Here is a 13,477-nt window from a genome sequence, read left to right as displayed (position 1 = left end):
GAGTTATATCAATTAAAAATTAAAAATTAAAAATTAAAAAATTAAGAAAGCCAGACAGAACAAAGGTATGTCCGTATGTATCTGTCGCATTCTTTTTTCAAATTGGTGTTATTTGTGAGTTCCAAAAATTTGTTAGAAATTATGCTAACAGAAAAACATATAACTATCAGAGAAGCCACCACCAAAGAAGATTCACTGATTGTAAAACACTTTTACCAAATGTGGCTAGATATTGGAGTTGATGAGAGTAATATTCTTCTGGAGTGGCAGAATATTACCCTCCAATTTATAGAAGAAGCACGTCGAAATTTATTTTATCAGGCTTTTATTGCAGAGATGGATAATACAATTGTGGGTTCTGTAAGTTGTCAACTGTTTGCAGGTTTATACCCGAATATTTTAAAAGATGAATACCGCAAATTTGGATATATTTGGGGCGTTTATGTCGAAGAGTCTTATCGCAGAAAAGGAATTGCCAAATCGCTAACTAATAGAGCAATTGAATATTTAAAAGCGATCGGTTGTACGCGAGTAGTTCTTAACGCCTCGCCATTAGGTAAACCAGTTTACTCCAGCCTTGGTTTTTCTGAAGGGAATGCAATGCAATTAGATTTGATTTAAGTACAGCAATTTTTTGCCTTGTAGTTGTTAAGTTTCTAGCTCAATATGGATCTGTGGTTGCTTGTGTTCGCATTTGTGCAATATTGATTTAATTATGAATATTGTTTAATTTTTTGGATTTTTTGATTTACTTGATAAGCATAAAACTTTATTCTGAGAAACGATGTTTATAATCAGTCAGCTTGTATGAGTAGCGAAAAAACTACAGAATTGCCACTCTGGGTACAAGATAGAGATATAGTCATTGCTCATGATGAAGAAGTACAGTGGCGAGAAGGAAAACGCCCGGATTATTCATACACCAATGAATTTCTTCATCAAGAGAGTAAATTTCAACATCCAGAAGGTTCTTTAGAAGCGATCGCTCAAAACTTAGTCCGCACTTTTGAGATGGAAGCTTCTAATAAATCTAATCCTCAACAGTGGCTTTCGATTGTTGCTGATAAGTTTAAGATGAGTACCAATGGCGGACAACAATTCACTGCTCAGGATGTTGCAGATGAAGGTACTTATAACCTGTTTTTGGGTAAAACTGAGCAATATGACTCTGAAACAGAAACCTTTGAATCTTCATTTCAAGTTTTTCATACAGCCTTTCCTAATGGCTTCCTTTGGGAATTAACAGAAGTCCTTTCGGGGCCGCCTAATGTTACCTTTAAGTGGCGACATTGGGGAACATTTAATGGTTCCTATAAGGACTATGCACCCACAGGTGAAACAATCGAAATTGTCGGAGTTAGTATTGCTCGCGTCACTGATGATTTGAAGATTGAGTCTTTAGAGCATTATTTTGATAATAATATCTTTCTTCAGAAATTAACGGCAGGTGGTTGTCCTTTCCGTTCTCAAAATCAGAATAATCACTAATTTTGATTGAGTTATAAGTCTGTCGAATAGCACGCTCATCGGCGCTCTTAGCAAACAGCAGTGAGTGCCGATTGTGTGATTATAATCATCGAAAGTCTGCAATAGAAGGGAATGCGAAGAAATTTTAATAAATTGAAAAATGTCGTTTATGGTATTGGTGTTTGCACAGTAGTAGCTGGTGTATTGAGTGAAGGTGTAAATCCAGCCAGTTTACCCGACTTTTGGGGTACAAAGTCCGTTTCTTTGCTACCTTGAACCTCAGATAAGTAGCAATCTCGCACTGCCAACAACAAGCCTTTGATGGCATCTGGTGCGCCTGTTTTAACTAAATCGTCTGCCTTTTTGAAAAAATGCGATCGCCATTTGCCATCGTTATTGCCATACAATTCGATTAAATACCAACCTGCAAGATACTCAGCTAAAGGATCGAGACAAAAACGGATTCTGTCTTTGGCAGAACCGATAGTTTGAATCAGGTGCAGGCGCTTTTCCAGATAATTGAGGTGTGCTTCGGGGTCATCAATACCCAAAGCTGCTAATGCAGCAACCGCATCTGCACGCTTGGCGGTTCCTGGTTGATAACTTTGCTGCAAGCATTCCCAGGCTATGGTTTTGGCAATTTGATGAACAGTGCGGTCATCAAATTGATTGTCTGTAACATCACGATTGAGTTCATTGATATAACCCAGCATCAAATTAGGAATATTCTCTGGTAACGCAGAAATATTAGATGTAACGTCTTTACTGGCAATTAACTGTTCAGCATAAAGTTTAGCTAGCAAGACAGTGATATTATTTTGACCGACCATGAGAGATAGGCGGTTGCAAGCGTCAAAAAATTCTTGATCGGTAAAGCGATCGCGTTTACCTCGCTGCATGAGATAAGCTTCCATAAAGGACGATAGTTTATTCGCCTCAATCCGCAAGGGTTTAATTATCGTCTTATTAACCCGCCCCAGCTTTTCCTCAATTCGGGAAGTGATCGCTAACGCATTCACCGGAAACTCTGGCGACTCCGGCTCAATTGCTTCTCGTGTAGTGGCATTCATTTCTGAGAACCGGTCTACAATTACTAGAATGCGTTTCTTTCTTAACAAACGTAACAGTAATTCTTGACAAATCGGCTCTGGTTCATCTATTAAAGCTTGCAACTGTCCTCTGATAGCTTCTAAAAGCGGCGACTTACCTTCAGTTACCCGAAATTCTTCTTCTAAAAGCACAGGTAACATCAAATGTTTGCAGAGTTGTTGGTCTTCATCCTCAGCCATTGCCCACCCAGCGATTCGACACGCTAAACTGGTTTTACCTACACCTCCTTCCCCACCAATTACTAGGCAGCTACGTTGTTTCTCAAAAGTTGAGCGCAAATTCTCATTCATCAGTTGGGGAACTGTTGTACCATCCAGAACAACGGGAATGGGAATGTAACAGGCGCGACTGCTAACTGTATCCTTTTTGGGAAATTGTTCGCGGGCTGCTTTGATATATTTAGCTACCCACGCATCTAATACTCTGGGATGGTAATGAAACCAGCCAACAAATAGCACATATCGCAGAGGTACATTAACACTGATAAATGGGAGAGAAAAATCTGTGTAAGGTTTGAGGGCGTTGTTAATTTTCAACAACCATAAAGGGGCTATCCGCAAGAGAATTAACCAAATAGAAGGCAATAAGATAAGGTAAGCGGCAATTCCCAAGAGTAATTTATGCTTAAATAGCGATTCTAGAACTCTATCAAAGAGGCGAGTTTCTTTTTCTGCTTTCAGGGCATTGAGAGGGCGACGTATCAGCCTAATGTCCGTCTCTGTGAATTTATCTTTGTATTTTTGTATAGTTGCCAATACCTCTTCAAAGTCTGAGATGACTTTCTGCAACTTGGAGGTAGGTAAAGCATTTGCTTTGTCTTGAAAGCCTGCCGCTATTCCTCCTAAACCTTTGATAGCACCTAAACGCACATAAAACTGGCTATCATTCAACAGGGCAATTAAATTCGGGACAGAAGATACTGCTTCTGTACCCATTGCACCCAAAGCGTAGGCAGAATTGTAACGTACAGTGGGGTTCTTATCTTTTAAGGCAGCAGTTAATACTGGGACAGCTACTTTCGCTTCTACACCAATTTTTCTGAGTGCAGAAGGAACATAAATGCGAACGAATTGCTCCTTATCTTGTAATGCCGCCATCAACGATGGAACTGCTGCTTTGGCTGCTGTACCAATATTTCCTAAAGCTAAAGTGGCGTACAGGCGGACTTGTCCATCTTCATCCTGTAATGCCGCACTTAAAGCAGAAACGGCTGGTGCTGCTTCTGCACCCAAATCTCCTAAAACCGAAGCGGCGTGCCAACGAAGATTAATATCCTGATTTTTCAAAGCTTCAATCAGAGATGGCACTGCTGCCGAACCGATATTAACTAATGCATCTGCTGCAAGGCTTCTGATGTGGGCATCGTTATCTATCAGCTTCTCAATCAGGGGAGCAATTTTGCTGTCAGTAGTGATTTGCGCCCAACTATTGCTTGTGCATAGTAGGAACAGTGTCAGGCATAAGACAACTACTTTGAGCGCACTAAGTAATACTTGTCTGGTATGCTTTGTCATTGAATCGGATTGAATCACCCGATGAACAACTCCAGTCAGAGAAACTATACCTAAGATTGTAATCTAACTGTCAATGTGGGTTAGCGATGTCTACGATGGTCACTGAGCTTGTCGAAGTGCGGGCTACGCATACGCACTGGTTTACCCCCGCTTTGCTCAAGCTTGGTTAGCATTGGGATTTAAACGCATCGTAATTTTCTCTGGTTCTGTCAAATTTTTAAATCCATAACGTCGATAAAGTCCATGAGCATCTTTTGTTTGTGCCTAACAACACCTTGACGAAACACCTTGGTACGAGGAAAGTAAATATCGATGGTTATGGGTAGCAATTACAAAATACAATTGCGGTTTACCGTCTAATTGCTGAGGAGTCTGCTGAATGAGTAATTATTCACTTATGGAATTAGCATGAAAATTCACATATTAAGTGATTTGCACCTTGAATTTAAACCCTTTAACACTCCTGATATAAATGCAGATATTGTTGTTTTAGCTGGAGATATTGATTTAAGAGAAAGAGGAATTAAATGGGCAATTCAAAACATTCCCAATAAACCAGTGATATATGTATTAGGTAATCATGAATACTATGGAAGTGCTTATCCAAGGCTTGTTGAGAAGCTGAAAGATTATTCATTAGGAACTAATGTTCATGTTCTAGAGAATGATTTAGTTACCATTGAGGGTGTAAATTTTTTAGGTTGTACTTTATGGACTGATTTTAAACTGTTTGGTGAGCCACGTATGGCAGGTGTAGAAGCTAGTCAAGTCATGAACGATTACAAGAGAATTAGATTAAGTCCTCAATACTCAAAGTTAAGAACTATTGACACAGCTCTAATTTGTAAAAAATCAGTTAATTGGTTAAAAAATACATTATCTGGCTTGTCTGGGAAAAATGTAATTATCAGTCATCATGCTCCTAGTGCAAAGTCTATACCTTTTCAATATCAAGAAGATATTTTAAGTGCTGCTTATGCTTCAAATCTTGATACTTTAGTTGAGGAGTCTGGAGCATTATTATGGATTCATGGCCACATTCACAATCAATTAGATTATCAAATCGGTTTGACTCGCGTTATTTGTAATCCGCGTGGTTATCCAGATGAACCAAATAATTATTTCAATCCAGGATTATCAGTAGAGATTTAATAAACAGTTCAGGAGCCAGGAGGAACCCGCTTTCTACCTCAATACAGTTTAGTTAAGATGATGAAATTACTGAACCATTAGCTGGATAACAAAGGCTATATTCAGCATTCAATAGACATCTTGCAAAAGTTAGTTACTTTTGCAAGATGTTGGGGAAAGGTTAAAGGGAAAAGGTTAAAGGGTAAGGGAAAATTCCATACCTTTACCCTTTACCCCTTACCCTTTTCCCCTCTTCTGCAAGAAGTCTAATGATATGGGTGCATCTAGTTATTGATTATGAATCAGCCTACAACAAAATCTTGGCAAGAAGTCCGCACTGCTTTTAAAAAAATCTGGGGTTATGAAGATTTCCGTCCACCACAGGGAGAAATTGTCAGCAGTTTATTGGCACAGAAAGATGCGCTGATTATTATGCCCACAGGTGGCGGTAAGTCGATTTGTTTTCAACTTCCCGCATTGCTACAAACAGGATTAACTTTGGTAGTTTCGCCTTTGGTGGCGTTAATGGAAAACCAAGTTCAGGAATTACTACAAAGCCACCAAAAAGCAGCACTTTTACATAGTGAATTATCTTCATCTCAACGCCGTGCAACTCTGCAAGCTTTAGAACGCCAACAGCTAAGATTACTTTATTTATCGCCCGAAACTTTGCTAAGTGTCCCAGTGTGGGAAAGATTATGCCACCCGCAATTGCAAATTAATGGTTTGATTTTAGATGAAGCTCATTGTTTGGTGCAGTGGGGTGATAGTTTTCGCCCAGCTTATCGCAGATTAGGGGCAGTGCGTCCGGCATTGCTCAAATCAAAACCACCAGGAACAAAAATTAGCATCGCCGCTTTTACCGCGACTGCTGACCCCTCAGCCCAAAAAATTATTCAAACAGTTTTACAATTACAGCAACCAGAGATTTTTCGCTTGAATCCTTACCGTCCGAACTTACATCCCAGCGTTCGCATCGCTTGGACACCACGAGGTAGGAAACAACAATTATTAAAGTTTATTCAAAATAGACCGCAACAATCGGGATTAGTTTATGTTCGCACTCGGAGAGATAGTGAAGATTTAGCCCAATGGTTAGCAGAGATGGGTTACGCTACAGCTAGTTATCATGCAGGATTGGGTGCAACAGAACGCCGTGAAGTAGAAGCAAGCTGGTTAAGTGGCAAAATCCCCTTTGTTGTGTGTACCTGTGCGTTTGGTATGGGGATAAATAAAAGCGACGTTCGCTGGGTAGCACATTTTCACGCGCCGCATCTGCTATCTGAATATGTGCAAGAAATTGGCCGCGCTGGAAGGGATGGGAAACCCGCCGAAGCGTTAACGTTGGTGAGTGAACCTACGGGGTGGTTAGATTCAGGGGATAAGCAAAGACAGGAGTTTTTTCAAGAACAAATGCGATCGCAACAACAAATAGCGCAGCAACTTGTGAAAAAATTACCAAAACAGGGAGAAGTGAATGCAGTAACTCGACAATTTCCCGAAGGTGCAACGGCACTAGCTTTACTCCATAGCAACGGTCAGCTAAACTGGCTCGATCCTTTCCATTACAGCATTGGGCAAAAAGCCGGAAATCAGCCACCGACGCAATTACACGCTGCTAAACAGATGCAGCAATACCTAACAACTAAGCAGTGTCGTTGGCAGTTTTTGTTAAATGCCTTTGGTTTTGACAAAGAAGCAGCTAACCTGCGTTGCGGACATTGCGACAATTGCCGTCAGCCCCTTAAAAATTAACACTGAGCAGAGTCGAAGTGTCAAAAGTCAAAAATTTTGAACCTCATAAATAAATTTACCTGCTCTGTACCTTTTTATTTCTGGTCAATGAGTATCAAAGCCCCGTTCACGAGTATAAAAGGTGGATGAACGGAGCTAAAAGACTCGTTCACGAGTATCAAAGATGGATAAACGGAGCTAAAAGACTCGTTCACAAGTATAAAAGGTGGATGAACGGAGCTAAAAGCCTCGTTCATGAGTATAAAAGGTGGATGAACGGAGCTAAAAGCCTCGTTCACGAGTATAAAAGGTGGATGAACGGAGCTAAAAGCCTCGTTCACGAGTATAAAAGGTGGATGAACGGAGCTAAAAGCCTCGTTTATGAGTATCAAAGACTTGTTCAGGAGATCAATACCTTATCCCTTGTTCTCCAATGAGGTTCATCCAATAGGATGAATTGTCATTTTCACCACCAAGTGACAATAAGGTAGTTAAGTAGAGGATAAAAAGATGTCATCTGCTCAAGCCCCCTCCCTACCACCGTTGATTCCGCGCGAAATTCTGTTTGGGAATCCCGAAAAAACTAGCCCACAACTCTCCCCTGATGGCAAGTACTTGGCATATATCGCCCCTGATGAAAAAAATGTCTTGCAGGTATGGTTGCGAACTATAGGACAAGAAGACGACCAGATACTAACTGCCGATAAAAAGCGCGGTATCCGCATTTTCTTCTGGACTTATAACGCCGACCAGTTGATTTATATGCAAGACTCAGATGGCGACGAGAACTTTCACCTCCACTTGGTTAATATTCACTCCAAGATTGTGCGTGACTTAACGCCATTCCAGGGTGTAAAAGCAGAACTTGTGGAACTGGAACCGAAATTTCCAGATCAAGTGCTGGTAGCGTTGAACTTGAACAATCCTCAAAAGTTTGACGTTTACCGCATCAACCTTAAAAATGGTGCAGTTGAGTTCGACACCGATAACCCCGGTAATATTATCAGCTGGACATCTGACGCTGATTTTCAAATACGTGCAGCTACAGCTAGCACACCCGATGGTGGTTACGATTTGTTGTTACAGAAACCAGATAAACAGTGGGAAATTCTTCGCCACTGGGGAGCGGAAGAAGAAGGGAATTCTGTTAGCTTCTCAGATGATGGTAAAACCCTTTATATTCAAGGCAATCACGATGCTAATGCCAAACGTCTGCTAGCTGTTGACTTAGATAGCCGTCAAGAAACTGTCATTGCTGAAGATGAGCAGTATGATGTCGTGGGGATAATTATTCACCCATTGACGCGAGTTATCCAAGCAGTTTCTTTCTACAAAGATAAACAGGAATGGCAGGTAATTGATCGCAGTATCACCACTGATTTTGACGAAATCGCTAAGGTGCGTCCTGGAGAATTCTCCATAATTAGCCGCGATTTGGAAGATAAAACTTGGTTAGTAGCTTATAGAACTGACGATGGCCCAGTTTATTACTATGCCTACAACCGAGAGTCCAAAACTAGCACTTTCCTCTTTAGTAACCAACCCAAACTCGAAACGTTGCAGTTAGCTTCAATGCAACCGATTTCTTACGAAGCGCGGGATGGCTTAACTATTCACAGTTACCTGACAACCCCTGTAGGAATACCTACGCAGAATCTCCCAACAGTACTACTGGTTCACGGCGGTCCTTGGGCGCGGGATACTTGGGGTTTCTCTCCCACAACGCAATGGCTAGCTAACCGAGGTTATGCCGTGCTGCAAGTCAACTTTCGCGGTTCTACTGGCTACGGTAAAGCATTTTTGAATGCTGGGAATCGGGAATGGGCTGGCAAAATGCACGATGATTTAATTGATAGTTTTAACTGGCTGGTGGAACAAGGTATTTCCGATCCGCAAAAGATTGCGATTATGGGCGGTTCTTATGGAGGTTACGCCACTCTAGTAGGATTAACTTTTACACCAGAAATATTTGCGGCTGGCGTGGATATTGTTGGACCAAGTAACCTAATTACGCTGATAGAAACTATACCGCCTTATTGGGAACCATTGAAGGCAATGCTTTATCATCGCGTTGGTAATTTAGAGACAGAAGAGGAGTTTCTGAAATCGCGATCGCCTTTATTTTTTGCTGACCGAATTCAAAAACCTTTACTCATCGGTCAAGGCGCAAACGATCCGCGAGTGAAACAATCAGAAAGCGATCAAATTGTCAACGCAATGCAGCAAGCTGGTTTACCTGTGCAATATGCACTTTATACAGATGAAGGACATGGTTTTGCCAGACCAGAAAATCGGTTGCACTTTTTTGCGATCGCAGAAGAGTTTCTCGCCAAATACTTAGATGGTAGATTTGAACCTTTGGCAGATATTCCCGGTCATTCAGGAATAGTTAAATAAAGTCTCACGCATGGTGGTTAGTGTAATTCACTGACCACCTGAATATTTTTAATTTGGAAGAATTTATCCATACAACAACTGATTCCTAATTTCATCAGCCGTTAGTGTGCTGACCAGAATGCCAATCCGTTGCGCGACTTCATAAGCATTTTTCTGAGGCACAACGATAATTCAAAAATGTTCTTTATTCTCATTTATATACTGGAGATGTAACCGCTCAAAATCGACACGGTTATGTGTCAGAATACATCTGCCTACAGAAGTTGCAAATTCAAGTTGCTCGCGGTCAGTTTTGCCGAGGGTTGCTTGTTCAGCAACAGTTGTGATATCCAGACCGCGCGATGTCTAGCGACAAACCGCTTTGCGTTTACGCAACAATCTAGCAACCAAAGCTGACATATCCTCATCACTGTAAAGTGCAGCAAAAATCGTCACGATGTGCCCAATATAGCTTTTACAGATGGGTGTATTAATTCATCGGGTACTCGGTTTCGCTCAATATATTCATTAATTTCGGTTTGATGATCGAGATAAAAACTCAAGGCATCAAACACTTGTGCCAGCGTCAGATGTGGCAAATGGTTCAGGATTTCTTCTGGCATAATCCCCAATCGCCACAAACCGACAATGGCACGAACAGATGTCCGAGTACCTATAATAATTGGCTCTCCACTCAAAATTTCAGGGTTACGGGTAACGTAGCGTGAGGAGGTTTCAGCGAACATAGAACAAATCACTCAGCAGAACTGGCGTTGCCTCTAGTTTACCAATAGTTTTGGTTAGCAGAAGGCTGGTGCGATCGCTGAAGAGTTTCTCGCCAAATACTTAGGTGGAAGATTTAAACCTTTGGCAGATATCCCCGGTCATTCAGGAATAGTTAAATAAAGTCTCACGCATGGTGGTTAGTGAATGACACTAACCACCGCCAATAAGTTAAGTCGGTGAGAAAAATTCTTTCTCTCCATCTTTACCAAAAGTTGCCAATAACCAGTTTAGTTTGCAAAGAGAATCTGGAAGTTCTTAAATTGGTATTCTCGTCCACCCCAGGGAATGTAGCAGGTTTTATTTGGTGGATAATATTTTCCAGGTGTATACTCTCCATCAACCTTGGCTCGGCAAAAATATAATTTATTCTTACCATTATTTTCAGTGCCGCCTACCGGATTATTGCCAACAGTGTACCCTGGAAAATTTCCCCATGTCCAGCTATTTGCTTTGTATAGGTAAATTCTAGAGGAGGGATAATATTCTTTACCTCCCCACGAAACGTAGCATCTTCCATTCGGTGGATAGTATTTTCCAGGCGTATACTCCCCATCAACAATGGCAGAGCAAACATACAATATGTTTCTACCATTATCCTCAGTGCCACCTCTAATATAACTACTAGAAGTAGTATTGGGTTTCACCGTAGTCCTTGAAACAGCAGCTAATGCAGGTACTCCTATAGAAACTGCTATTCCAACTGCTAGGAGTGTAGCGATACGACTGAAGTTCAGCGAACTTACTTTTGTAAAGTTAGTTTTCATGCTTTTATCCTCACTAAACTATTCGTGAGAGGTGTAATTTTTCTTGATTCCTAAGATGTTTTGATGAAAAATGGCTAAGGAAAGTTAAAGCACTAATAAACGCAAAAATCCAGGTTATAGCCAGCGTAAATATATCTATAATTAGCCAGAAAATATCAATAGTATTTTCGGCTTCACGCTATGCTATATATCAATATCTGAATTATCAATAAAGGTCAGCTATTGATAAATTTATCGCTAAATATAATGCAATGACCTTTATTAATAAGATACGTTTGCTCTAGTTCTGTAGTTCGTTTATAAGACAATAACTTACTTTTATTTTAGACAATATTGGGCTTAGTGTGATTTTCTGTTCCATTGCTACTTATGGACGAACATCATCTTAAGCCTAGCAAGAGAAACTCTTATTAACTTATCAAACTATTTTTTGTTTTGTTCGTCAAATTAATTTAATAACTCTTAACTATAAAAAGTTAACATTTTGATTCCTATAGGAATCCGGTTTGATCTTTTAAACGATCTACGTAGTCAGGGAACAGGGAACAGGAAAGAAGGGTTTCTAAGGTGTACTGAGTTTTTTCAGAAATCAAATATGAGTTTTATATATTGATAGCCAATTCGTGGAAACAGCAACCATGATACGAATCATGGTTCGACAGCTTGCATAATTTTTAGCTCACTCTGACTTTTAAAACCTCCTCTTATAACCCAACATAGTTGAGTTAAGCATTTCTTTCTTCTCTTAGTGCCGCGCCAGTTGCTTCTCCCAAGGGGAACCGCAAGGGCGCACTGGCTTCTCTGCGCCTCTGTGGTAGCCTGCGGCAAGCCGCTTCTCTACGTTCGCGCAGCGTGTCGCAGACAGACGCTACGTGAATGCGTCTACGTTAAAAAAATTGACTTTGACAAAGAGTTTTAGTCTTAACTGAACTGTATTGTCTTATAACCAGCCCAACTGGGAAAATAGTAGAAGCGCGATCGCAGAAGAGTTTCTCGCCAAATACTTAGGTGGTAGATTTGAACCTTTGGGAGATATTTAAGGTCATTCAGGAATAGTTAAATAAAGTCTCAAAAGGATGGTTAGTGTAATTCACCGACCACCTTCATTTTTTAATCCAGTAAACACTAAAGCTAAAAGATGTTGGAATATGTAACCCATGTAGCTGTTTGTTAAGATTTCATCCATTTTCGCCAATCAACATTTGGATCTTCACACGGCTTGTAAAGGTTTTGATCGCCCGTAACAAGAACATTAGCAATCATTTGCATTGACTTAGCATCGCTCGGTTGAAAATGCCTATCCGCTTGATAATTCCATCCAAAAACATCTGGATGATGCCAATTATCTAGTTGAATGACTTGTAATAAATCATTTGATGCAATTAACTGTAGCTCATTTTCAGTAGCTAACATTTTACTACGGTACTCAGGTAGTAGGTGAACCAGAAGATCGAAACCAAAATTCCAGCGATGATGTCGTTCAATTAATTGGGTATTTAAGATCAAAGCTTCGCCACGAATTATCAAATGTAAAGTATTTGTATGCTCCCAGTCGTTTTCGTTCTCAATTGCTACTGGGAATAAAGTCTCAACCAGTCCATTTTTTAATTCTGAACGGTTACTGAAAGCAGAGATTGCTAATACAGGTTGGATGCCAGCAAGACCATACCAATTTTCGAGTTGCTCGAATACAATAACCCAGTGAGTATCACTGCAAAAGCCTGTCAGTCGAGCAGATACCATGTGAATGTTGATTTTATTGAAACCTGGAAAATCAAGATTTCCATGAGCTTTATCTAAACACTTTAGGATTTCATCAACGGTGTAAGTTACCATACAGCACCTAAAAACAAAGCATCAAATTCAATGGGATTTTAGCAAAAGTAAATGTGAAGTTAGTCCTCATAATTATTTGATTTCACAAAGCTTAAGTATTGCTTTCTCCAGCGTTGAGTACTTGCTCTGCGGTTAGCTGTAATTCTGGGAAAATAGTAGAAGCGATCGCAGTCATTGAATTATTCAATCCTAAATCCAAAATTTGTCAGTAGGAAAATACTAGAACAGCATTTAAAACTCAGTACACTTCGTCATGAGTGCCGATATCAATTAGCAAAATTTCCTCTTCCCCAGATTCTATATTTTGCACGCACGAAGTTAAAGACAATGCGACAATCATAGTCCACTGAACACGCCCAAGCTCCAGACAGTTTGCCTTTAAGTTTATGAGTCTGCAACAATGGATCAAATGGATCGGCGGTTAGTAGTGCTAACCGCTCTCCAATCCGCTCTTGTAATTCTGGCTGTCGTCGTACCAATCGCTTAAATGCTCGTTTAAACGATGATGCCAGAACTACAGTTATCACTTGCGTAACTCATCCATTATTTGAGTAACTGTACCACGGAACACTTTACCCGTCTGGTAGTCTACTTGTGCTTGAGCGATATTAGCAGCAATTTCAGAACGCCGCCGTTCTGCCAACCTATGACTTATCAGATCAATTAATGTTTCTTGTTCATCTACTGATAAGTTTTCGATGTTTTCTAGAACTTGATCTAACCTGGAAACTGAGGTCATTGTTTATTGTTACCTTGCTT

General features: G+C 40.4%; 12 protein-coding genes. 5 read left to right on the top strand and 7 right to left on the bottom strand.

Annotation, left to right across the window (positions count from 1 at the left end):
• Window positions 1–114 precede the first annotated feature (114 nt).
• On the top strand, window positions 115–621 hold the full coding sequence (locus V7K53_RS22320; RefSeq protein WP_442940507.1) for a GNAT family N-acetyltransferase: 507 nt from the start codon (window positions 115–117) through the stop codon (window positions 619–621).
• A 186-nt stretch (window positions 622–807) separates the two neighbouring features.
• Window positions 808–1,488: an ester cyclase gene (locus V7K53_RS22315; RefSeq protein ID WP_335199733.1), complete on the top strand. Its 681-nt coding sequence runs from the start codon at window positions 808–810 to the stop codon at window positions 1,486–1,488.
• A 146-nt stretch (window positions 1,489–1,634) separates the two neighbouring features.
• Here V7K53_RS22315 and V7K53_RS22310 read toward each other — a convergent pair whose 3' ends face one another.
• A complete protein-coding gene (locus tag V7K53_RS22310; RefSeq protein WP_335199732.1) occupies window positions 1,635–4,091 on the bottom strand; it encodes a HEAT repeat domain-containing protein in 2,457 nt (818 codons plus the stop codon).
• 408 nt (window positions 4,092–4,499) lie between these two features.
• Here V7K53_RS22310 and V7K53_RS22305 point away from each other — a divergent pair, with 408 nt between their 5' ends.
• From V7K53_RS22305 to V7K53_RS22295, 3 genes are all read left to right on the top strand, one after another.
• Window positions 4,500–5,243, top strand: coding sequence for a metallophosphoesterase (locus tag V7K53_RS22305; protein ID WP_335199731.1), 744 nt, complete (start codon window positions 4,500–4,502; stop codon window positions 5,241–5,243).
• Window positions 5,244–5,519: 276 nt separating this feature from the next.
• Window positions 5,520–6,977, top strand: coding sequence for a RecQ family ATP-dependent DNA helicase (locus V7K53_RS22300; protein WP_335199730.1), 1,458 nt, complete (start codon window positions 5,520–5,522; stop codon window positions 6,975–6,977).
• 489 nt (window positions 6,978–7,466) lie between these two features.
• Window positions 7,467–9,353 carry a S9 family peptidase gene (locus V7K53_RS22295; RefSeq protein WP_335199729.1) on the top strand — a complete coding sequence of 629 codons (1,887 nt, stop codon included), beginning with the start codon at window positions 7,467–7,469 and terminating at the stop codon, window positions 9,351–9,353.
• Window positions 9,354–9,524: 171 nt separating this feature from the next.
• On the opposite strand, the gene V7K53_RS22290 is transcribed toward V7K53_RS22295, so the two are convergent.
• The 6 genes from V7K53_RS22290 to V7K53_RS22265 form a co-directional block, all read right to left on the bottom strand.
• Complete coding sequence (locus tag V7K53_RS22290) at window positions 9,525–9,680, bottom strand: DUF5615 family PIN-like protein (RefSeq protein WP_335199821.1); 156 nt, start codon at window positions 9,678–9,680, stop codon at window positions 9,525–9,527.
• A 104-nt stretch (window positions 9,681–9,784) separates the two neighbouring features.
• Window positions 9,785–10,078: a DUF433 domain-containing protein gene (locus V7K53_RS22285; RefSeq protein WP_104909407.1), complete on the bottom strand. Its 294-nt coding sequence runs from the start codon at window positions 10,076–10,078 to the stop codon at window positions 9,785–9,787.
• A 267-nt stretch (window positions 10,079–10,345) separates the two neighbouring features.
• Window positions 10,346–10,882, bottom strand: a complete 537-nt coding sequence (locus tag V7K53_RS22280; RefSeq protein ID WP_335199728.1) for a DM9 repeat-containing protein — start codon at window positions 10,880–10,882, stop codon at window positions 10,346–10,348.
• A 1,170-nt stretch (window positions 10,883–12,052) separates the two neighbouring features.
• Window positions 12,053–12,718: a DUF7003 family protein gene (locus tag V7K53_RS22275; RefSeq protein ID WP_335199727.1), complete on the bottom strand. Its 666-nt coding sequence runs from the start codon at window positions 12,716–12,718 to the stop codon at window positions 12,053–12,055.
• A gap of 266 nt (window positions 12,719–12,984) precedes the next feature.
• Entirely contained in the window at window positions 12,985–13,245 is a 261-nt protein-coding gene (locus V7K53_RS22270) for a type II toxin-antitoxin system RelE/ParE family toxin (protein ID WP_335199726.1), read from the bottom strand.
• Window positions 13,242–13,457 (bottom strand): hypothetical protein, encoded by a 216-nt coding sequence (locus V7K53_RS22265; protein WP_335199725.1) that lies wholly within the window; start codon window positions 13,455–13,457, stop codon window positions 13,242–13,244. The genes V7K53_RS22270 and V7K53_RS22265 overlap by 4 nt, the downstream gene beginning before the upstream one ends.
• Between the last annotated feature and the right edge of the window lie 20 nt (window positions 13,458–13,477).

The organism is Nostoc sp., assembly GCF_036917355.1.
Lineage (GTDB): Bacteria > Cyanobacteriota > Cyanobacteriia > Cyanobacteriales > Nostocaceae > Nostoc.
Note: the sequence above shows the minus strand (reverse complement) of the source record. Positions and strands in the feature narration are given on the sequence as shown.